This is a genomic window from Terriglobales bacterium, from assembly GCA_035624455.1.
Classification (GTDB): Bacteria; Acidobacteriota; Terriglobia; order Terriglobales; family Acidobacteriaceae; genus DASPRM01.
The window spans coordinates 11803-33913 of the sequence record DASPRM010000117.1 but is presented as its reverse complement, the minus strand read 5'-3'; the positions used below and the strand labels follow the sequence as shown (position 1 = coordinate 33913).

Sequence of the window (22111 nt, the reverse complement as noted above, 5' to 3'; positions counted from 1 at the left end):
CGATAGCGGTTTTTCCTTACATTTTTCCAGGATTTGCGCTGCATTCACCACGGGTTTCCAGGGAGTCTCATGTCCGGAGATAAGGAATGGCGAGAATTGTGCGAACAAGCGAGTAAGGAGTTGGATCCCGACAAGCTCATGAAGTTGGTTGAACGGATCAATCAGGCGTTTGAAAAGCGTGAAAAAGAACTACGAGAAAGCCGCAACCCGGGACGGGCCAAGCCAGATTCCAGCTAGTTGCAAGCAGATTCACCATTGGCGGGGAGAAATATACGTCAACTGACAAAATGCAGGCATCGGCCACAAAGGCAACACCTGACGGATAGCAAAGGCAAGGCACCCACAAGTTGCGCTTCTCGCCTATATTGGGGGGATGCGCAAGAGAACGAAAAAGGCCAGTACCACTTCTGTACGAATCCTGTCATCCAAAGTGCCCTATCGCGGGCCGGTGTTTCAGGTCACCAGCGACCAGGTGAAGGAACCCGGCGGCATCCAGACGTGGCGGGACATTGTGCGGCACTCGGGTTCGGTAGTGATCCTGGCGCTAGACGAAGGCGGCAAAACCAATAAAGGCCGATCAGGCGTCGCGAGGCAGGAAGTTCGCATCCTACTAGAGCGACAGTACCGGTATGCCGCCAATCAGTTCCTCTGGGAACTGCCGGCGGGACGGATAGATGAGGGCGAGGACGAACTTCCGGCCGCCCAACGAGAACTTTTGGAGGAAACCGGGTTTAAGGCAAAACACTGGCGACGCGTCCTCTACTTTTATCCCAGTCCGGGCTTCCTGGATGAGACCATGGCCATCTACCTAGCTACCGGGCTGGATCGGGGCGTAGCGCAACCGGAAGACGATGAAGCGATTCGCACCCGCTTCTTCTCGCTCTCCCAGGCTGTCCGCATGGTGATGAACGGGGGTATTGCAGATGCTAAGACGATCATCGGCACTCTATGGCTGGACAGAAAAAGGGTCGAAAAGTCGCCGTAGATGCGCTGTTTTTGCTGTTTCTCGGGTTGACAACGTTTCCACGGCTTTGGAGAATAGAAGTAATAGAGCAGCCGATCCGCCCTTCCACTTGGTCCCACGCGCCATACAGCCCACGTCCGGGATTCGTCTGTGTATTCGGGTTCCAATGCTGGGCCGAGGCGGCTTGCCTGAGTTCTTTAACCAGCTAAATCAGCGGAGGAAGGTGAGAAAGTGGCTCGTATTAAGGGAAAGGTAAAGTGGTTCAACAACGCCAAAGGGTACGGGTTCATCGGGCGCGACGATGGTCCGGACGTGTTCGTGCACTACTCAGGAATCACCGCCGAAGGCTACCGCAGCCTGCAGGAGGGCGATGACGTGGAGTTTGAAATTGTTGACGGTCAGAAGGGTCCGCAAGCCGCCAACGTCACCAAAGCCGTCGCACAATAGCTGCAATCGGCGCCGATTGTGTCGTCGATTCGATAGCCACGCCGGCCGCAATGGACGGGAGGCCGTGGGCGGGAGAACCCTACTCGCCGTAGGCGTGCGACTGCGGGACAGAAGGTTGCGCGGGAGCTACAATTCTTGCCAGTAGCTCAGCCCCTGGCCCAGTCCCGGGCGGGGGACGACAATACCAGTGGACAATAGGACGATAGCAGGCATCCTCTACGAAACCGCAGATCTGATCGAGATCGATGGCGGCGATCCCTTTCGCATCCGCTCCTATCGTCGCGCCGGCGAAGCCATCGAGAGCCTGACCGAGCCGGCGGAGTCTCTGTTGTGTGATCCCAAGAAACTGCTGGAAATCCCCGGCATCGGCAAAGGGATGGCCGCCAATGTGAGGGAGATTTGTCAGGAAGGCAAACTGCAATTACACACCGAACTGCTCACCAAATATCGTCCTACGATGCTTGAGCTTTTGAAGATTTCCGGCCTGGGTCCCAAGACGATCGCGCTGATCTGGAGCGCCTATCAGATCGCGGATGTGGATGGTGTAGAAAAATTGGCGCGCGAAGCCAAGATTCGCGAGCTGCCCCGCATGGGGAAAAAACAGGAAGAGAGAATTCTGAAATCCATCGCCGACTATAAGCGAATCGCCGGACGTTTTCTCCTCGACGATGCGGAACAGGTGGCACATAGACTAAGCGATCACATAAGGAAAATCCAGGGCGTGGATAAGGTCACGCCTGCCGGCTCATTGCGCCGCGGCCGGGAAACGGTTGGCGACCTCGACATCCTGGTTACGGGCACCGCCTGCGAAGATTCCGGCCAGCGCGCTGCCTTGATTGACCATATCCTTCGCTTTCCCGGAATTCTGGATGTGCTTGCCCGAGGTGATAACAAGGTCAGCTTCAAACTCCGCAGCACTATGCAGGTGGACGTTCGCCTGCTTCCCCGTGATTCGTTTGGCGCGGCCATGCAGTACTTCACCGGGTCGAAGTCACACAACGTGAGCCTGCGGCAGCGGGCGCTGAAAATGGGTTACACGTTGAGCGAATACGGACTGGCTCGGCTCGACAACCAGGAGCGCGTGGCGGGAAGCGTGGAGGAGGAGATCTATCAGAAGCTGGGATTGCAATACATCCCGCCCGAGCTGCGCGAAAACCAGGGCGAGATTGAAGCGGCCGAATCCGGGACGCTGCCGACGTTGATCACGGAGCAGGACCTGCTTGGCGACGTTCACATGCACACCGTCGAAACCGACGGGCGCAACACGATCGAAGAAATGGTCGAGGCCGCACGCGCCCGCGGTTACAAGTACATGGCCATCACGGATCATTCTCAGAATCTGGCCTTCGCCAACGGCCTGGATGACGAACGAGCGCTCGAGCATATCCGCAGAATTCGTACCGCAGATCAGCAGATTGAGGGCATCAAAGTATTTGCTGGAGTTGAGGTGGACATTCTGGCGGATGGGTCGCTGGATCTGTCCGACTTTGTGTTGGAACAGATGGATCTGGTGATCGCCAGTGTGCACTCACACTTCAATCAAGGGCCGCAGGAAATGACAGATCGTCTGCTGAAAGCCCTGGCCAACCCGCATGTTTCCATTCTCGGCCATCCAACCGGGCGTCTGTTGTTGCGGCGCGACGCTTATCCCTACGACATGGAAGCGGTGATGGCAGCGGCGGCGAAAAACCGGGTTGCGATGGAGCTTAATGCCTATCCCGACCGCCTCGATCTCAACGATCGGCATCTTCGTATGGCGAAAGAGCGTGGCGTTAAAACCGTGATTAATACCGATTCCCACCACACGTCGCATATGGAGAAGATTCGCTATGGTGTGCTGCAGGCTCGCCGCGGCTGGCTCACCAAAGCCGAGGTGTTGAATACCTTGCCGGTGGACCGATTCGCCCGGGCCATGAAGAAAGAGTGGGACCAAAACCTGGCGGCTTGAATATGAGCTCGGGTGCCCCACCCTCTCGCCCTCTGCTGGCGGAGGTTGGGAATAAAGGAGGCAACATGAACGAAGAGTCTCAGCCATCCCCTTCAGAGCAGGCTCCCAAGCGGCGTGTAATCCTAAAAAAGGTGCAGCTCAAGAGAGTGCAGCTGAAGAAGCTGACGAAGAAGCTAGAGCGAGCGCCGGAAGAACCCATCGATCCCGCTCATGTCCCGCTGACGGAGGAGTTTGACCGAGCCCGCTGGACCATGCCGCCGCTGCAAATCCTGGTCATCGCTGTTGTTGCCGTGGGCATCGTTTTGCTGGCGGTCTCCTGGACAACTCGGGCTAAGCCAGGTGCTGAGGGTCAACTCACAGATGTGACCGCAGTCAGCGTCCCTGAGAATAGCGTGATGGTGGCAATCAATGTTTCCCTCGACAACCCTACCCAGAAATCCTTCTGGGTACACAACCTCAAAGCCAGGCTGACGACGGATAAGGGTGAGTGGAGCGACGATGCTGCTTCTGCGGTTGATTTTGACCGTTATTTTCAGGCGTTCCCTGAGCTGAAATACAACGCGCTGCCGCCGCTGGTGCCGGAAACCAAGATTGCGCCTGGAGGAAAGGCGAAAGGAACCATCATAGTCAGTTTTCCTGTGAGCAAAGACGACTTCGAGAAACGAAAGTCGCTGGCGGTGGTCGTCGAACCCTATGACCAACCCAAGCCGGTGGTGATCACGAAGTGATTTCGCACCAGGTAATCGGGATCAGCCGATTTTCAAACCGAGTGGCGTAGAGACTCTTGCCCGCGATTGTGCTCCCTTGCTACCCGGCCGAAGAGCAACTACTTTTCAAACGCGGCGCGGATAAGCGTGATGAGGCCGATGAGCACGAGCACGGCAATCAGGATGGTAATCACTTCGCCATCTTACCTCGTTCAGGCAACTCCCCCGGCTACGCAGGTTTGCGCGCGAAAATCGCCCTAGGCGCCGGGGGGAGCGCGAACGATCCGTAGCGGCTCATAACCCGCACCTTAAATCCGATTCTGCGAAGCCGGGCAGGGCTTTGTTGTCCACCGTCCACGGGTTGTCCCATCCCGCGCATCGTATTACGCGAATAGTTGGCGACAAATTCCCATTGCACTCATTAGGGACAAGCCCTTGGATTGTGGGCACAGCCCCAAGCAATCAAAAACAGGACGAAAAACCAGAACCCAATCAGAGGTGTGCCGAGCAGAAACCAGCAACCGCGCTTTTTGAACCTGACAAAAGCGTATGCAAGGATTGCAACCCATGCGGCTCCAAGCACCACGCTCCCTCGGATTGACAAGTTGGTATTGGGAGGTCTCACCGCCAAAGGCATGGCGACAGTAAGGAGTGCAAGTCCGAGGGAAATCGAAAGCAGTCGCCTGAAAGGCGACCATAGGGGGTAATGCTAGTTCGCACGGCCGCAGGGGCCAAGTTACCTTCGGCTCATTCTCAATTGACATGCCCGAAGTAAAGTGAAAGAAGGTCGCGAGTGCAGGCGGACACGACACAGTCCTCACGCGCACAACGCAGCTCGATCAGACCTTCCCACCCATCAGACTAAAGACCAGAACGGCGAACACAATCAGGGTAACGACTACGTAGAGCCAATCGCGCTCCAATACGAAAGCAAACGCGGAGAACAACACGCGCGCGACGGGGGTGGCAATCAGCAGCAACAAGCCAAACTGGATAATTCCCCGGGCGTGCAGCGATAGCGCCGAGGAAACTATGCCGGGCAAGCTGCGAAAATTCTCCGGCTCGCCACGGAACACTCGGTAGTTAACGTGCTCGCCGCCATGGCGAACCAGATAAAGAATGCCTCCGCCGAGCACGACGCCGGCGGCGGTCATCACCCCGAAGCGCAGGAGATTGCCAATAATCTGTTCCGTCTTTTCATCGCTCCAGGCAGCTCGTTGATCCGTCATAGTCTTCCTCTGAGCGCGTTGTAGATCATCTCCAGCCCAAGTGCCACGATAACGGCACTGAACAAATACCGCAAAACCTTCACCCGCGCTCCTACAAGCACGCGTGCGCCGATGATCGAACCCGTCAGAACTCCAAGCATGACCGGCATCGCCAGCCCGGGATCGATCCAGCCTCGGCTCAGATATAAACCGGCACTGGCAGCGGCGGTAACACCAATCATGAAGTTGCTGGTGGTCGTCGAAACCTTGAAGGGGATCTTCATCGCCTGGTCCATGGCCAGGACCTTCACCGCGCCCGACCCGATTCCCAGCAGACCCGACAAGGTGCCAGCCGCAAACATCAGGCTGAACCCTCCGGGCACGTTGTAGACGTTGTAGTGCTCAAGGCCACCTGTCGCAGGAAAGCTGCCATTCATGCGCAAGCGCGTAGCCAACGGATCTGGAGGCTTGACGAGCCGAGAACCATGTTTCTCCCTGGCAGAGAGAAAAGCGGACAGCAACAGCACAAGTCCGAACACGATGGCGATCGCCTTGGTTGGCGCTATCGCGGCTATGTAAGCTCCCAGCAGCGCGCCGAAAGTGGTTGCCACTTCCAGGAACATGCCGATGCGGATGTTCGAAAACCCTTCCCTCACGTAGGCGGCGGCCGCCCCCGAGGAGGTCGCGATCACCGATACCAGCGAGGCGCCGATCGCGTAACGGATATCCACGTGGAGCAGAATCGTCAGCAGCGGTACCACCACTACCCCACCCCCCAGTCCTGTGAGCGCACCCAGAAATCCGGCGATCACTGCGCCAATCCAGACCAGGGCGGTAAAGAGAAGGATGGTCATGCAGGATGCGAGCAGTCAGAAGCTATCTCATAATGAACCGAGGGGGCAAACGTCTTTTTCCCTCTGGGGCTAAAGCCCAGAATTTACGCGGCTCTGGACGGCGCGGCTGAAGCCGCGCCCTTTCAAAACCGATTGCTTCTCAGAGTGTACGCTTTCTGGTTCAGTCTTAATTTCCCGGGACAGATTGTTGATTCGAGCCTTTCTGCCGGTGTATTCCGCACCAGATCAGATCCAGACTGCAGGTTCCGGTCTGAGGTATCTTTTTTTCTCGCAATGACTGCTCGAGAGGTGTGCCGGTTTGCTCCTCCGTTTCGGAAAACCCTGATATTCTCGCTTTCCCCACTTTCAGACGGAGCAGTTCATAGTTTCCCACAATCTGCGAATACCTGGGATTAAATCGAACGTCGTCGACATCGATTCGGTTCCAGCCTTCCACATACATCGCCTTACGTTTAAGCGTGAAGTCGTGGACAGCAACTACGTACTCCAGACCTGACACCAGCACGGCTGGAATCTGAATACACAATCCAATTAAGACCACCGATGCGGTCAAAACTCGTCTCTCCAGCATTTCTACGCACGGTATGGTCATGAGGATGACGCCGGGAATCATGTAGCGGACACCCCAGGAATCGTCGCCCGACCAATCCCACCACTTCGAGTAGATCAGCAGCTCGCAGAGAAACACTTCCAGGAACAAATCTGCATCCAGCGGCAATATTCGGCGAAATTTTTTCCAGCCCAGAAATCCGAGCAGCAGGGCCGGAGAAAACAGGAACACACTCTTGCCCGACGAGAACAGAATTCCGTAGAGCCCGATCAGCAAAGGATTGGAGAACGATTCGCCAGGATATCCGTGGTCAAGAATGCTGCCATACCGAAGCAGGTTCACGGTCACGTACACAATCGCAATGGGAAGCACTCCTGCCAGGGCTTCCAGTACCGCTCTTTTTGGGCGTTGGCGACGGATCTGCCATATCAGGAGAAGCGCGAACAAAACGATCGAATCGGTTCGCAACAGAATCGCAAAACCGGCACAACTGAATCCCAGAATGTTGTATTCCGACTTCAAAAGAAGAAATCCAGCAAAGAAAAATGTAAGGACGAAAACTTCCGTGAAGTCCAACTTCGTATAGGGCCACCAGCTCGTCGCCAGCCCGACGATCAGTACTGCCGCCCAGGTTTGCCTGGGTGAATACTGCAGCGAGAGATAGCGTGCGATCAGATACAGCAAGAACGCGCCATTCACCACAAACAGGAACGTATAAAGAGCAGCCTCAGAGTGAAGACCCCTTGCAGCCAGCAAAATTTTCGAGAGCAGCAACGGCGGAAGCGCCAGAATCGTATGTCCCACTCCATATTTGGGCGGATGTCCGGTTACAACGTCCGTGAGGTAGGGCCCGCCCGCGAGTATTTGTCTTGCCCACTGGACCTTCTGCGCTCCGTCTCCGGAAGTGTAGTGGCCGGCCCAGGTGAGGCTATAGACAAACAGCAATGTCCAGAAGACCCATGCCAGTTTTGTGCGAGAAGAGCTCTGGATTTGCGGACCAGGCTGCTCCGACAACTCGGCTTCCTTCGACTGAGGCGCGCCTAAGGCCATCACATCCATAGATCCGGACTCATCGAGTAGAGATCTCCCGCAGCTATGGAACGATCTGTACGCGCTTTTGCGGGGTTCGGAACGAACCTGATTCTATCTGAGCTGGCTCATAACCCAGGCACCACTCCGCCCCCCGCGTACCTATGTAAGTACGGGGCGCATTGGCTCCCATTTTGTAGACCCTAAGGATTTCGAAGGGAGGGGCCCACGCACTGATTAATACTTCAAACTTCGGAGATCAAACTTCCAACTTGACTAGATGATCACTTCCGGTACTTCCATCTTGCGGTCATTGAAAGCGGCGATGAAGACTGCTACTACGTGCGGATCGAAGTCCGTACCCGAGCCTTTCAGAATCACTTCCTTGGCGTCGAAGGGCGACATGGCCTTGCGATAGGGACGGTCGCTGGTCATGGAATCATAGACATCAGCCACGGCAAGAATTCGCGCTTCCAGCGGAATCTCTTCCCCTTTGTTGGGATAGTAGCCGCTGCCATCGTAGCGGTCATGATGGGCGAGAATGATGGGCAGAATGCGGCGCAGCGATCCGCCTACAGGCGAGAGCAGTCCAACTCCGATCTCCACGTGCTTGCGCATCGAATCATATTCTTCCTGGGTCAGGCGCGCTGCCTTGTAGAGAATTTCGCGGCTTACATCCAGCTTGCCGATATCGTGCAGCAGCGCCGCCGCGCGTACATCCTCAATGCGATCCGTGCTCAGCCCCATGCAGGCCGCCAGTTTGGTGGCATACACCGACACGCGATAGCTGTGATTCTGCGTGTATTTGTCCTTGGAGATGAAATGCTGCAGGATCATCAGGATGCCGTTGTAAGTGTCGCGCAATTCCTGGATGTGTGCCTGCTTGTGCTCGTAGAGCGTCCCCATGGTGTAGGCGGTGATGACCAGAATTCCACCCCAGATCGTGAGATCGAACCACTTGTCTTCGATGGGAAGATCAATGTGGCGATGGCCGGGAACGGTCGGGTTGTAATAAACCACCAGCCCGACCAGGAAGATGCTGGCAAACGCGGTGAGCACCGCATGACGCCGGCCAAAGACGTAGGCCGAAATCAGCGTTGGGATGGTGTAGAACCCCAGCACCATGCGCTGCGAGTCCACGAGAAAGTTGAGAATCCAGGCCAGAAGAAACAGGGAGAAGACCAGCCACAGCTCGCGATTTACCTCGAGCAGCTTGTGCAAGCCCGCCTCACGGGCTCTCTCCAGCCACGATTTGGGAGCAGTATGGTAGTGGGGAAACTTCACTTCTTCCCGGGTGACGGCAGACGAAGACATGGGAAACACTCTCCAGGCTGAATGGAGGCCGGTACTTGCGGCGCAGTTACAAGAATTTACCGGCAAGCCATGACCGGCAGTAGATTACTTAGGTACTAAGGAACACGTCCTTTGGGGCAGGGGCTGGGTGGAAGCAGAAGCAATCAGTAGTCAGTAGTCAGCGGTCAGTAATCAGCCAAAGAAATTAACCACAAAGGACACGCAGGAACAGCAAGGTGAAGTAAAGGGGATGCGCTCTGTCGAGGCTGCGCCTCGACCTCCCACCTAGCCAAAAAACGGCTGGGATGGGGACCGTGCTGAATGCTGACTGCTGTGTGCTGATTCACTTCGCTCTCGGATGCGTGGAGTCGTACACCTCGAGCATGTGCTTCATCGAGAGCTGCGTGTAGCGCTGCGTGGTGGAAAGGCGCTCGTGGCCGAGCATCTCCTGAATCGCGCGCAGATCCGCGCCTTCCTCCAGCATATGGGTGCCGAAGGCATGGCGCAGCGTGTGCGGATGAACATCGGGTGGCAAGCCTTTGGCAACAGCGATCCCCTTCACGATTCTGCCGACGCTGCGTGTTGTTAGCCGTCCGCCACGCAAATTGATCAGTAATGCCGGCGCAACTCTGCTGTTGGCGCGAGCGATCTCCTGCCGCTTCGGGAGATACTCACGGATGGCCTGCGCCGCCGCGTCCCCTAATGGCACCAGCCGCTGCTTCTTCCCCTTGCCTCGCACCAGCAACGCCTCATTCGACCAGTGGACGTCATCCAGGTTGATCCCCACCAGTTCCGAGTTGCGCAGCCCGCATCCGTAAAGCAATTCCAGCAGCAGGCGGTCGCGCTCCGGAAAAGCGGCATGCTCCGGCATGTCGCTATCCAGCACTGCATTGATCTCTTCCGCCGTCGGCACGCGCGGCAGCTTCTTCGGGAGCTTGGGCGTACTCACCAGCGCCGCCGGATTCTGCTTAGCCAGCCCTTCGCGCGCCAGCCATTTATAAAACGAGCGGACCGCCGCCAGCGACCGCGCTACCGACGACTTGGTCAACCCGCGGCCGTAAAGCTCGGACAGGAAGCCTCGGATGTGCACATGATCTACAGCCTCGGGCTTTCTGTTCTTGCCTACGTGAGCCGCGAATTCGGCCAAGTCGCGCGTGTACGCCCGCACCGTGTGCGCCGAAGCATTTCTCTCCCGCAGTCCCTGAACGAACAGGGCGGCAGCTTTTTCCATTGCGCCTTGAGGTTTCGGATTTGGTCTCGCGGATGCCACGTCAGACTGCCAAAGCCCGCGCGCTTCTCTTCCCGCGCGGGTGGTGTTTCTGATGGACGCTCTTGAGGCGATCGAGCGCCAGGTGCGTGTACACCTGGGTGGTCGAGATGTCGGAGTGACCGAGAATGGTCTGCACCGTCCTCAGATCAGCGCCTCCTTCGACCATGTGCGTCGCCGCGCTGTGGCGCAGCATGTGCGGGCTGGCTTGGCATCCCGCAGGTTGACCGGCGTTGCGTACGATCTGCCAGATTCGTTGCCGCGTCAGCCGCCGTGCACCACGGCCCAGAAAAAGGAAGGGTGAGTTCTTACCGGCCTCAAGCGCAGGCCGCGAGGATCTCAGGTATTGCTTGATCGCCTGCAGCGCCGGCTGCCCAAGCGGGACCAGGCGATCCTTGTCTCCTTTGCCCCGTACCATCACGTATCCCAAGTCGGCCTTCAAATCTTCCAGCCGGACACTGGCGACCTCCGAAACTCGCAAGCCGCCGCCGTACAGCATCTCCAGTAGCGCGCGGTCGCGCGCCATGAGCATCTGTTGTTGCTTCTTGTCCGCCAGCGGCCGCTCCGTCTCCATCAATTGTTTCGCTTGCGTGCGCGAGAGCGACTTGGGGAGCACCCTCCATTGTTTCGGCGTCTCGATGTTCAGGGTAGGATCTTCCTGGATGTGGCGGTCGAGCAGCAGATACTTATAGAAGTGACGCAGCGCGGAGAGCTTGCGCGCCACCGAGCGTCCATCCAATTGGTCGGAGAAAAGGCGCGCAAGAAATGCATGAACATCCTGCCGTCGAGCCTGGGGCAAGCTACGCTTCTGCTTCGCTAAATGATATGCGAACTGCAGCAGGTCGCGTTCATAGGCAGTGACGGTCAGTTGCGCCAATCCCTTCTCGACCTTCAAATAGTCGAGAAAGGTGGACAGCAGTGCGTCTTTGGCTGGAAGAGACGCCACCCGCAGAATGTTTTCATAGTTCCGAGGACGCCAGGAATGGCGAGGGAGGTACCGGGGGCTGCGCGGGGGCGTACAGAGTTGAAGCGCGACTGAGAGCGTCGAGGCTTTGTTTTCACCTCCCACTTGAAGCCGTGCCCTTTCAAAACCAAAGACGGCTTCTGAGTGCTGAATCCTACTTCCCCGGCGCCGCCGGCTGTCCCGCCGGCATCCCGGGCGGTGGCGGGATGGTGATGTCGATCGTCGTCACCTGCCCCAGGCTCTTGAGCTGATCCCCAAGCTCACCGGAATTCCCAACCACCAGCACCGCGAGCTGATCGGGATGGATGTGCTTGCGCGCCACCCGCATCACGTCGTCCACGGTAACTTTCTCAATGCCCGCGCGATAGCGTTCCAGAAAGTCCGCTGGATAACCGTAGAACTCATATCGCATCCGCTCGACCAGAACTTTCTCCCGAGAGTCAAAGTTGAAGATGAAGGAGTTCAGGATCGAGTCCTTCGCCTGTTTCATCTCCTCTGTGGTCGGCGGCCCGGTCAGCATGCCCTCGAGCTGTTCATTCACCGCGCGGATCGCTTGAGCCGTAGTTGCGCTTTTGGTACCCAGACTGAACTGCTCGACTCCGGGATGGTCCCAACTGGCTCCGACCCCGCCACCAACGGTGTATGCCAGCGCCAGCTTGGAGCGGATCACCTGAAAGAGCCGTGAGGAGAAGCCCCCACCGAGAATTTCATTCATCACCTGAATGGCATAGTAATCAGGATTGTCGCGGCGGATTCCCAGCGCGACCATGTGCACCGAACTCTGGTTCACATCTTCTTTATCGATGAAGTAATATCCCGCCTTGGCGGACGTGAAGTCCATTGCTGGTTTCTCCGCCACCGCTCCTTTGGGCCAGCTCTCAAAACTCTGCCGCAGCTTGGCCTCCATCGCTTTGGGATCGAAATCTCCCACAACTCCCAGGATTATGTTGCCCGGCTGCAAGTAGTGGCTGTGCCAGGCCAACAGATCATCCCGCCTTACCGCGGCCACCGTGGAATACTCGGGAACGCGGGCGTACGGGTTGTCCTTGCCATAGGCCAGCTTCATCGATTCCCGCTGGGCAATGCTTCCCGAGTCGTCGTTGCGCCGTGCGATGATGGCATACATCTGCTGCTTGGCGATCTCGAGGTTGTCGTTGCGAAACGCTGGTTCGCGCAGCAGCTCCAGGAAAGCGGCGAACACGTTGTCCAGATCTGCCTTCAGGCAGTTGAAGGAAATCACGGTGGAATCGCCGGTGGCGTCGGTTTCGATCTTGGCCGCACGCGCTTCCAGGTAGTCGTCCAGTTGATCTCCAGTACGCGCCTTGGTGCCGCCGGTCCGCCAGACTTCGCCGTAAATATCCATCATTCCGGTTTTGTCAGCCGGAACCGAACGCGCCCCACCGCGAATACGCGCAATGCCGGTGATCAGCGGCAGCTCGTGATCGGGCTGCAGAAAAATAACCAGCCCATTCGCCAGCTGGATTCGTTGCGGCTCCTCGGGATGAAAAGCGGGCAGCGGAGGAACTTTTATGCGGTCGAGTTCGGCCTCGCCTTTTGAGATCTGCGGTGCGACTGGCGCACCGGCGGGAGCCTGTCGTGCCGCGGGAGCCTGCGCAGGCGCGACCGCCTGACCAGGCGCCTGAGAGATGAAGCTGGCGGCCATCAGTCCCAGTACAAGTGCGCGCTGCAGGTGCCAGGATCTCATCACTGTCCTCCCGAGGGCTGGCTCGCCGCCTTCCCTGCTGGCTGCACCGTCTCAATGATTGCAATCGTGCGATTTGTGTCACTGAAAGTGGCATTGGCAACGCGCCGGATGTCTGCCTGCGTCACTTTGTCGATGCGATCGAGTTGGCGAAACAGTTCCCGCCAGTCCCCGTAGCGAGTCTGCATGATGGCAAGTTCCTGCGCCAATCCCGAATTGCTGCCCAGGCTGCGAATCAGCGCGGCCCGCGCGCGCGTCTTGAACATCTGCAATTCGGTGTCGGAGATGTCCTCTTTCTTGATGCGCTCGATTTCGGCGTGAATCGCATTCCGGACCTGCTCCGGTGTGTGTCCGCGGTTAGGAACCGCATAAAACGCGAACAGATGCGGATACTTGGTTCCCGGAAGTCCGCTGAATCCCGCCGCCTCCAGCGCAATTTTCTGATCCCGCACCAGCGCGCGATAGAGACGCGACGTGCGGCCATTGGACACAAGGTCGGTGATGGCGTCGTACACGGCGTCGTCCTTGTCTAGATAGTCAGGGCGGTGATATCCCTCGACATAGAACGGCTGCGCGGTTTCCTTGAGCACCACGCGGCGTTCGGAATTCTGTGGCGGTTCCGTCGTGGTGCGCTCGTCAGGTTGAGGACGCGTAGGCAGGCGTCCGAAATATCGCTCGATGACCGGCCAATCGCGAGCGGGATCGAGATCGCCCACGACCGCGACCACCATATTCGAGGGTACGTAGTAGGTGTCGTAGAAATTCATCGCATCTGTGGCCGAAAAGCTGTGCACGTCGGAGGGCCAGCCAATCCCAGGATTGCGGTAGGGATGCGCCATGAAGGCTGCAGACAGGAACTGCTCGATCATGCGCCCGATGGGTCGGCTTTCCACGCTCATGCGCCGCTCTTCGTAGACGACGTCGCGCTCTAGGTAGAATTCGCGCATCACCGGCTGCGCGAAGCGCGACGACTCCAAAAATGCCCAACGCTCCAGCCGGTTCACGGGCATGGAGTAGAAATAGATGGTTTCATCTTCTGCGGTCTGAGCGTTCATGCCGACGCCGCCATTATCTTCCACGAAAGTTCCAAACTGATTTCGAACCACGTATTTCTCGGCGTCTTCGACGAGCTGCTTCCAGCGCTTCTCCAGATCAGCCAATTTCTTCTCGTCTCGACCGAAAGGCTTGTCGCGTTCCGCGATATACGCGGCATACGCCTCTTCAATTTGCCCGAGCACGACTTTTTCCGCTGCATAATCCGTAGTCCCGATGGTGTCGGTGCCCTTGAATGCCATATGCTCGAACATGTGCGCCAGCCCGGTTTTGCTTTTGGGATCCTGCGCTGAGCCGGCGTTCACCAGTGTGAAAAACGAGAAGACCGGCGCCTCGTGGCGTTCACAAAGTATTATCGTTAGGCCATTCGGCAGCTTCTTAACCTGTATGCGCTTCTCAAAAGACGCCAGGTCCTGCGCCCGGGAGTGCGGAGAAAAAAAGGATGAGAGCAGCAGTAGAAGAAGAGAAATTCGGCGAACGCCCGACCGCATGCAACCTCCGTCCCACAATCAGTCTCCGAGGTTATGGAGAGTGCATAGGTTTGTCAAACCGGCGTTGACTGATTGCTGATTGCTGATCGCTAATCGCTAATTCAGGAGAATCCCTTGGCCCCGAAGACGACGACCGTCGAGATTGAAGGACGCAAGCTGAGCTTATCGAACCTGGAAAAGGTGCTCTATCCCGACGCTGGGTTCACCAAGGGTCAGGTCATCGACTATTACGTGCGTATTTCGCCTGTCCTGCTGCCTCACCTGAAGGGACGTCCGCTTACCATGAAGCGCTACCCCAACGGGGTGACCGGGCAATTCTTCTATGAAAAAAATTGTCCCAGCCACCGGCCGCCATGGCTGAAAACCGTGGCTGTCTGGAGTGAAGGGAATAATCGCTACATGGACTACTGCCTGATCGAAGACCTGCCTTCACTGGTCTGGGCCGCCAATCTCGCCGATATCGAACTGCATACATCGCTGTCGCAGGGCAAGGACATCAGCCGTCCTACTTTTCTGGTCTTTGATCTCGACCCTGGTCCACCGGCCAATATCGTGCAGTGCTGCCAGGTGGGAGTATGGGTTCGCGACCTCTTCGATCGCCTCTCGCTCGATAGCTTTCCCAAAACTTCAGGCTCCAAGGGCCTGCAGGTTTATGTGCCGCTGAACACCGCGGTTGGCTATGAGGAGACGAAGTCATTCGCTCATACCCTGGCTCGGGCGCTGGAAAAAATCTTTCCCCAGCAGGTGGTCTCGGACATGAAGAAGTCCTTACGCGTGGGCAAGGTACTGGTGGACTGGAGCCAGAACGACGACCACAAGACCACAATCTGCGTGTATTCCTTGCGCGCCAGGGAACAGCCCACTGTTTCGACGCCGGTAACCTGGGATGAGGTTGAGAACTGCCTCAGGAAGAAAGATATGAACACACTGGTATTCCGGAGCGATCAGGTTGTCGAGCGCTCTGAGCAACACGGCGATCTCTACGCGGATGTGCTGAAGAAAAAGCAGAAGCTGCCCAGCCTGGAGAAGCTCCTGGATGCCTGTTCCGCCCTCGCGCGAGAAGGTCCGGGAAAGAAGGGCGTGGAAGAAGTGAGATCTGTCGTGGCGGAGCGTCCGGCGACGCCTAAACGTGCGGGCAGATCGAAATCGAAAGCGAAAGCTTCAACGGGCGCGAGCAAGCGGTGAAAGTTTTGAGCGTTAACCGTAAAGTCCGTTCCAGACATGACGCTCACCACGACAAGTACGCTGCGCTTTCCATCGCGACAACATGTAGAGGCCCTGATCGCGCGTTCGGGGCCGGCGGTGCATGACGTGTTCGGGGACTGGAAAGCCAGTCCCTTCGCGGCCGCACGCTCGCGAGAAATCATTTTTGTCGCGGAGATCGCTCAGTAAACTGCCTCCTTGAGCTAAAAGATGGCTTGAGTGCCACAGGACTCGCCGGTAAGCAATGAAAATTGGTGGTTAGAATACATAACATCCACCCTGTCATCGGTCCTCGCGTTTTATTATTGTCATCACAAGGGTGCCGTAGCGGTCGAGGGATCTGCACTTCCAGCTTTCAAGGAAAACCATGCTCTACGCCGGCACATCCGGATGGGCTTACCCCACGTGGAAGCCCGCCTTTTATCCCGAGAAGCTCGCGCAGAAAGACTTTCTGCGTTATTACGCCAGCCAGGTGAACGCGGTGGAGGTGAATTACACCTTCCGTCACATGCTGAGTGAGAAGACGATAACCAAGTGGCTCGCCGAGACGCCGCCAGAATTTCGCTTTGTAATTAAAGCGCACCAGAACATTACCCACATCAAGCGGCTGAAGGGCGCCGAGGAACCTCTGCGGCGCTTCATTTCCTCGATCTCTTTGCTGGAGAGTTCCGCCAGGCTGGGACCGGTGCTGTTTCAGTTGCCTCCAAATCTCAAAGCCAATGCCGACTTGCTGCGGGTTTTTCTGGCTTTGCTCCCGAAGCTACTGCGTTGCAGTTTCGAGTTCCGCCACGTCTCCTGGTTTGCGCCCGAGATCTACGATGTTCTGTCAGAGCGCAACGCCGCTCTATGCGTGGCCGAAGACGACGACCTGGCAACTCCCGACGTGACCACGGCCAGTTTCAGCTACTACCGCCTGCGTAAGACATCGTATTCACCGGACGAGCGGAGCATGATCGGAACCCGCCTCAGTGAGCTCGCCGGCAACCGCGAAGTCTTTGCGTTTTTCAAGCACGAGGACACACCCGAGGGCGCCCTGTACGCGCGCGAATTGCTGCAGGCAGCGGACTCTTTGCGTAGTTGAGTGCCCAGTCCTGCGAAAACGGTGTACCATCGGCGGCATCTTCCGCTATGTCTCAGACGTTGCTCCAAACGGCAATTAGTCGGAATGCACACGCCAGCAGCGGCCGCAGGTTCTTTCTCCTGTTCGTCTTGCTGCTGGTCTTTTTGATCGTGTACCCATACATCGAAACCAGCCGATTCATCTATCTGTTGTTCCGTGTCCTTGGGGCAGCTGTCGTTCTGCTTTGCGTATATGCGGTTAGCTTCCGGCGCAGCCTGCTGGTTATTGCTCTTGTGCTCGCCATTCCCGCCCTCTTGCAACGGATCCTGTTCTCGCGAGCGGATGCAGGTTCGTTCATCATTCTCAACACTGCGCTCAGCTTTGTATTTGACGTATTCGTAGTCACGGTGATTTTTCGTCGCATCTTCGCCCGCGACGAATCGACTTCCGAAACCATCTATGGAGCGCTGTGTATCTATCTCCTGCTGGGATTCGGTTTCGCCAGCCTTTACGGCGCGTTAGCCAGACTGCAACCACGCTCTTTCTACCTCGATCCCCTGTCGAACACACACACGGTTCCCCGGCTCTTCGATTTCGTTTATTACAGCTTTGCCACCATGACCTCAGTCGGCGCGACCGGCATTGTCCCAGTCACCGACAATGCTCGTTCGCTTTCCGTGATCGAAGCCATCCTCGGCGTACTCTATCTCGCGGTTCTGATCTCCCGCTTGATCACCACCTATCGCCGTTCCCCGGGTTAGCGAGTTGGGAAGACCGCGAGCGACAAATTTCCCGCTGCCATTATTTGCTGAATGCCAAGCGCTGACTGGGATTGCCTGCCCGCCTCAATCTTCACCTGCTTCTCCGCTCTCTCCAGCAGGCCCTTCTCGATCTCAGGCCATTGATCGTAGGCGGCGCCGCCCTTCTTCAGGTCGACTGCGGAATGTCCTGTGGGCGCCAGATCTTCGCCATAGATAATCATCAGCTCTTTGCGCATCTGCTTGTCCAACAGGTGCACCAGGCGGACGTCCATCATTCCCGCTGGCATTTGGTATCCCTTCGCCCGGATCAGCGTCTGTACGTGCTCGCGGTCTGAACCGGGTCGGGTCTTCTGGTCACGCTCGCGTGTCCAGGTATCCACATAGAAATCCAGACCGCCGATGGTGGTGTGCCACGGAGAATCGTATGTATGATGCAAATCGGGTTTCGTGGGCAGATAACCCTCGAACTGCACCCAATAGAGCCGCTGTACATTCTTTTGCTTGTCGGCTTCCACCCAAACATGCAGTTCGCAATCGGCGATATGATACAAATCTCATCGATCTGCTCCCACGTACTGCGCGGATTTCGGCAGCTCGATTCGCACTTTGGGATCGTGCTCAGAAACAATCACATTATTCTCAACCCTGCGCTCCGGGGCCTTGACCTGGGCCGCAGCGAACACAGTCAGGAAAACCGCGAATACGATTCCTTTAACCAAGCAACACCTCGAATTGAGCAGTCAGCCGTCAGCAATCAGCACTTAGCAATCAGTAACCCATATCGCCAACATTCCGATAGACTAATCTCACGCACCGCGTCTCCGCCCCCTGGAGCCCAATGAGCGTGCAACAGCCAACTTCGTTCGAACGCGGCATTCCGACTCACAAGCCGGGGGAACCACAGAACTCGCCTACTGTGCTCCAGGTCCCAGGTCCGAAGCGCGACCGAGTCCTTCCGCGCACTCTGCTGACCTATCGCCGCGATCCGCTGGGTTTTCTAACCCGACTGGCGCGCACCTACGGCGACATCGCGCGCTTCTATTTCGGACCGCAGCAGGTCTGGCTGCTGAATCATCCCGACTACGTAAAGGATGTCCTGGTCACCAATAACCGCAAGTTGAAAAAAGGACGCATCCTCGAGCGCGCCAAGCAGGTGCTCGGCGAGGGCCTGCTCACCAGCGAGGATCCGCTGCACCTTCGCCAGCGGCGGCTGATGCAGCCAGCTTTCAAGCACGACAACATCGCTGCTTATGCCAGGCTGATGGTTGATTACGCCGACAATTGGCAGCAAAGCTGGCGCCATGGCGAAACTCGCGATATTCACGCCGAAATGATGGGTCTGACCCTGGCTGTGGTTGCCAAGGCTCTCTTCGGTACTGACATTCAGGACAAGTCGGGCGAAATCGGCGACGCTCTCAACGCTATCATCGACGTCTTCGATTTCGTCATGCTCCCGTTCTCGGACATTCTCCAGCATCTTCCTTTGCCACAGGTCCGCCGGATACACAAAGCGCGGCAAAAGCTGGACAGAATCGTGTATCGCATCATCGAAGAGGCTCGTGCGCGTGCGGCTGGGCAGACCGGCTCGCGCATTGATCTCCTGTCCATGCTTCTGGCCGTGCAAAATGAAGCCGCAGAAGATGGCGATGGAAGCGCCGGTGGAATGAGCGATGAGCAACTGCGCGATGAATGTGTGACGCTGATCCTCGCCGGACATGAAACCACCGCGGTGACCCTGAGCTGGACCTGGTATTTGCTTTCGCAGAACCGCGCCGCAGAAGCCAAGCTGCACGCGGAATTAGACTCTTGCCTGGGCTCGAGGCTGGCGACGGTGGAAGATCTCCCGCGTCTCACCTATACCCGGCGCGTGCTGGCGGAGTCGATGCGGCTTTACCCACCCGCCTGGGGAGTTGGCCGCAAGACTCTAGAGCCCTATTCGATCGGTGGCTACACCATTCCCAAGGGAGCGATCGTGCTGGTCAGCGAGTGGGTGATGCATCGTGATGCGCGCTTCTTCCCTGATCCCGAGGTCTTCGATCCCGATCGCTGGAGCCCCGGCGCGCGCGAAACCCGCTCCAACTTCGCTTATTTCCCATTCGGCGGCGGACCGCGCCAGTGTATCGGCGAAGACTTCGCCTGGATGGAGGGCACGCTGCTGCTGGCGACCATCGCACAGAAATGGCGCCTGAGGCTGGTTCCCGGTCACCCCGTCGAACCCAAGCCGGTGATCACGCTGCGGCCAAAATATGGGATAAAGATGAGCCTGGAGCGAAGGTGACGTGGCGAGGCGTTTTGCTTCCGCTAGCCCCTCAGCTGCGAAACAGAAAGCCCACCATCATTACTCCGGTGAAGATCATCACCACTACTAGAACAAACAGCACACCAGCAGCGAAGAAGGAGATCACGTCGAATTGCTTGCGCATGGAGAAGGCAAGCCGGCCCATGCCATAGACCTCGGCTGCCCCGTAGAGCGGAATCAGCATGCATCCCAGCGCCCGGGCATGTGCGAATCGCGGCGAAACGATGAGGAACGCCAGTGTGGGCAGGATGGCAATCGCCGGCAGAAGCACCAGCGGGGCTCCCACTAGAAGCGAATTCTCTCGTTCCTGCCAGCTAGCCTTGGTTTGCGACATGGTTGCTCGTTTAGATGCGAGAAGGCGGCCTCCGTTCCCTCAGTTTTATCTGTGTGGCGCGGACATCCCTGTGTGGCGCGAACACTCTTGTCGCGACGTCCGCTGCTCTCTGTAAAGAGCACATGCCCGAAGGTGACCGCTGCTCGCTCATCGAATACAAAGATCCTTCGCCCACTCGGGCTCAGAATGACCCAAAACGCTGCTCAGCCAAACTCGGGACAACAATGCTAGCGCAGCAGAATCCAGGGCCGCGGACAAGAGTGTCCGCGCCACACCAAATCTATTTCTCCGCTGCGTAAACCGTTTTACCCCCGATCACCGTCCGCAGAACTTTCGTTCCCAGGATTTCCGCAGGCGCGATCTTGGTGATGTCACGGTCGAGAACCACGAAATCCGCTAGCTTTCCCGGGGCAAGGAATCCTTTATCCTGCTCTGCGAATTCGGCGTAGGCGGCGCCCACAGTATAGGCCGCAATCGCCTCGTCGATGTTCAGCGGCTCGCCGTAGACATATTGCTTCGTGCCTGCTTCGTTCTTGCGCGTAACGGCCACATAGAGCCCGCGAAAGGGAGTGATCGGCTCGACGGGAAAATCCGTGCCGAAGGCCAGAGGCACGCCGTTGCGTGCGAATCCCTTCCAGTCGTAGGAGAACCTGGCACGCTCCGGACCGATTCTGGCTTCTGCCCAGTTCATGTCAGTGAGCAGATGACTCGGCTGCATGGAAGCGATCACGCCCAGCTTGCGAAAACGGTCAATATCGCCAGGCGCCAGCACCTGCGCATGTTCGATACGAAACCGGAGCCGCTTGGAATCCGGCGCGGCAGCCTCGGCAGCCGCGAACGTCTTCAGCGCCATATCAACTCCCCGATCCCCGATGGCGTGAAACCCGATCTGAAAACCGGCGGCAGCGCGCTCTTTTGTCATGGCATCCAGCTTCGCCTGCTCATATTGCGGCAAACCGGAATTTCCCGGATCGTCTGTGTACGGCGCCAGCATAGCAGCCGTGCGCGATCCCAGCGAGCCATCCATGAAGCCCTTCAGCATGCCGGTGTGCAGCATGAGATCGGAATGCGGATGATGGTCGCGCCGCTGCTTGAGTTCTTCGATTGGTGCCTTGAACGGAAGCCATTCCGATATACGCAGCGTGAGCTTGCCCTCGCGCTTCAGTTGTTCGCAGACCAGAAAATCTTCCCACTCGGAGTTGTCTTGTGCCGAGGTGACGCCCCAACGTGCCGCTTCCTCGAACACCAACTCCAGGCCCCGCCGGCGTTGCGCTGCATTGGGTTTGGGAATCTTCGATCGTACCAACTCCATCGCGGGGGCCTCGCGCAGTATGCCGGTGGGTTCACCCTGCGCATCGCGATCGATCTTGCCTCCCGGCGGAACGGCGGTCTTGCTGGTAATGCCCGCCAGCTTCAGCGCCTCCGTATTCGCCACTGCGATATGACCATCCACGCGGCCAAAGATCGCCGGATGCCCAGCAGTGACGGCGTCCAGATCCTGGCGGGTGGGAAGCCTCCCGTCCAGCCAAAGCGTGTGATCCCAACCTCGGCCCTCGATCCACTCGCCGGGCCCAGCCTTCTGCACGTGCGCAGCGATTCGCGATTTCATGTCGTCGAGCGATTTCGTGCCCACCAGTTCGACCTTCAGCCTCTCGAAGCCGCCATAGGCGAGATGCACGTGAGCATCGTTGAAGCCGGGCATGACGAAGTGTCCCGCAAGATCGACCACAGCAGTCTTCATGCCTTTGAGCTTCTCGATGTCCGCATTGCTGCCTACGGAAATGATGCGGCCATCGCGGACCGCCAGAGCTTGCGCACGTTCGGCAGGCACGGCAGATACACTCTTCGCGTGGCCGATGTATCGTTCCAGGAGGCTCTCACCCGGAAATATGTCGCCGTTGACGAAGATGATCTCCGCCTCTGCGGCAGCATTCGCGGACTCCATCTGCGGCGGCTTTTGCATCCCATTCAAGCAAA

21 protein-coding genes are annotated in these 22111 nt (G+C 57.6%); 9 read left to right on the top strand and 12 right to left on the bottom strand.

What is annotated here, in order from left to right:
* Positions 1–373: 373 nt before the first annotated feature.
* The 4 genes from VEG30_12960 (at position 374) to VEG30_12945 (ending at position 4087) form a co-directional block, all read left to right on the top strand.
* Positions 374–985, top strand: coding sequence for an NUDIX hydrolase (locus VEG30_12960; protein ID HXZ80835.1), 612 nt, complete (start codon positions 374–376; stop codon positions 983–985).
* Between the two features lie 210 nt (positions 986–1195).
* Positions 1196–1411 carry a cold shock domain-containing protein gene (locus tag VEG30_12955; protein HXZ80834.1) on the top strand — a complete coding sequence of 72 codons (216 nt, stop codon included), beginning with the start codon at positions 1196–1198 and terminating at the stop codon, positions 1409–1411.
* 187 nt (positions 1412–1598) lie between these two features.
* The gene (gene polX / locus VEG30_12950) at positions 1599–3359 is read left to right on the top strand and encodes a DNA polymerase/3'-5' exonuclease PolX (protein ID HXZ80833.1); all 1761 of its coding nucleotides are present in this window, start codon (positions 1599–1601) and stop codon (positions 3357–3359) included.
* A 65-nt stretch (positions 3360–3424) separates the two neighbouring features.
* Positions 3425–4087, top strand: coding sequence for a hypothetical protein (locus VEG30_12945; protein ID HXZ80832.1), 663 nt, complete (start codon positions 3425–3427; stop codon positions 4085–4087).
* A gap of 818 nt (positions 4088–4905) precedes the next feature.
* On the opposite strand, the gene VEG30_12940 is transcribed toward VEG30_12945, so the two are convergent.
* The 8 genes from VEG30_12940 to VEG30_12905 all read right to left on the bottom strand — a co-directional run bounded on the left by VEG30_12940 (position 4906) and on the right by VEG30_12905 (position 14477).
* Complete coding sequence (locus tag VEG30_12940) at positions 4906–5295, bottom strand: DUF1634 domain-containing protein (GenBank protein ID HXZ80831.1); 390 nt, start codon at positions 5293–5295, stop codon at positions 4906–4908.
* Positions 5292–6128, bottom strand: a complete 837-nt coding sequence (locus tag VEG30_12935; GenBank protein ID HXZ80830.1) for a sulfite exporter TauE/SafE family protein — start codon at positions 6126–6128, stop codon at positions 5292–5294. The genes VEG30_12940 and VEG30_12935 overlap by 4 nt, the downstream gene beginning before the upstream one ends.
* 166 nt (positions 6129–6294) lie before the next feature.
* Positions 6295–7737, bottom strand: a complete 1443-nt coding sequence (locus tag VEG30_12930; GenBank protein ID HXZ80829.1) for a hypothetical protein — start codon at positions 7735–7737, stop codon at positions 6295–6297.
* A 246-nt stretch (positions 7738–7983) separates the two neighbouring features.
* Complete coding sequence (locus tag VEG30_12925; protein HXZ80828.1) at positions 7984–9021, bottom strand: HD-GYP domain-containing protein; 1038 nt, start codon at positions 9019–9021, stop codon at positions 7984–7986.
* 322 nt (positions 9022–9343) lie between these two features.
* Complete coding sequence (locus tag VEG30_12920; GenBank protein ID HXZ80827.1) at positions 9344–10231, bottom strand: tyrosine recombinase XerC; 888 nt, start codon at positions 10229–10231, stop codon at positions 9344–9346.
* A 40-nt stretch (positions 10232–10271) separates the two neighbouring features.
* The gene (xerD, locus tag VEG30_12915) at positions 10272–11213 is read right to left on the bottom strand and encodes a site-specific tyrosine recombinase XerD (protein HXZ80826.1); all 942 of its coding nucleotides are present in this window, start codon (positions 11211–11213) and stop codon (positions 10272–10274) included.
* 172 nt (positions 11214–11385) lie between these two features.
* On the bottom strand, positions 11386–12936 hold the full coding sequence (locus VEG30_12910) for a pitrilysin family protein (protein ID HXZ80825.1): 1551 nt from the start codon (positions 12934–12936) through the stop codon (positions 11386–11388).
* On the bottom strand, positions 12936–14477 hold the full coding sequence (locus tag VEG30_12905; protein ID HXZ80824.1) for a pitrilysin family protein: 1542 nt from the start codon (positions 14475–14477) through the stop codon (positions 12936–12938). Before VEG30_12905 ends, VEG30_12910 begins: the two co-directional genes overlap by 1 nt.
* Positions 14478–14591: 114 nt before the next feature.
* On the opposite strand from VEG30_12905, the gene ligD reads away from it, so the two are divergent.
* The 4 genes from ligD (at position 14592) to VEG30_12885 (ending at position 17501) form a co-directional block, all read left to right on the top strand.
* The gene (gene ligD, locus VEG30_12900) at positions 14592–15662 is read left to right on the top strand and encodes a non-homologous end-joining DNA ligase (GenBank protein HXZ80823.1); all 1071 of its coding nucleotides are present in this window, start codon (positions 14592–14594) and stop codon (positions 15660–15662) included.
* A gap of 36 nt (positions 15663–15698) precedes the next feature.
* Positions 15699–15869, top strand: coding sequence for a hypothetical protein (locus VEG30_12895; GenBank protein ID HXZ80822.1), 171 nt, complete (start codon positions 15699–15701; stop codon positions 15867–15869).
* Positions 15870–16047: 178 nt separating this feature from the next.
* Complete coding sequence (locus tag VEG30_12890) at positions 16048–16761, top strand: DUF72 domain-containing protein (GenBank protein HXZ80821.1); 714 nt, start codon at positions 16048–16050, stop codon at positions 16759–16761.
* Between the two features lie 47 nt (positions 16762–16808).
* A complete protein-coding gene (locus tag VEG30_12885) occupies positions 16809–17501 on the top strand; it encodes an ion channel (protein ID HXZ80820.1) in 693 nt (230 codons plus the stop codon).
* Here the strand turns inward: VEG30_12885 and VEG30_12880 are convergent.
* Positions 17498–18052: a hypothetical protein gene (locus VEG30_12880; GenBank protein ID HXZ80819.1), complete on the bottom strand. Its 555-nt coding sequence runs from the start codon at positions 18050–18052 to the stop codon at positions 17498–17500. The two genes, VEG30_12885 and VEG30_12880, sit on opposite strands and share 4 nt — an antisense overlap.
* Positions 18053–18055: 3 nt before the next feature.
* A complete protein-coding gene (locus tag VEG30_12875; protein HXZ80818.1) occupies positions 18056–18220 on the bottom strand; it encodes a hypothetical protein in 165 nt (54 codons plus the stop codon).
* A 119-nt stretch (positions 18221–18339) separates the two neighbouring features.
* Between VEG30_12875 and VEG30_12870 the strand changes: the two genes are divergently transcribed.
* On the top strand, positions 18340–19779 hold the full coding sequence (locus VEG30_12870) for a cytochrome P450 (GenBank protein HXZ80817.1): 1440 nt from the start codon (positions 18340–18342) through the stop codon (positions 19777–19779).
* Positions 19780–19810: 31 nt separating this feature from the next.
* Here VEG30_12870 and VEG30_12865 read toward each other — a convergent pair whose 3' ends face one another.
* Complete coding sequence (locus tag VEG30_12865; GenBank protein ID HXZ80816.1) at positions 19811–20134, bottom strand: hypothetical protein; 324 nt, start codon at positions 20132–20134, stop codon at positions 19811–19813.
* Between the two features lie 280 nt (positions 20135–20414).
* Positions 20415–22097 carry an amidohydrolase gene (locus tag VEG30_12860; GenBank protein ID HXZ80815.1) on the bottom strand — a complete coding sequence of 561 codons (1683 nt, stop codon included), beginning with the start codon at positions 22095–22097 and terminating at the stop codon, positions 20415–20417.
* Between the last annotated feature and the right edge of the window lie 14 nt (positions 22098–22111).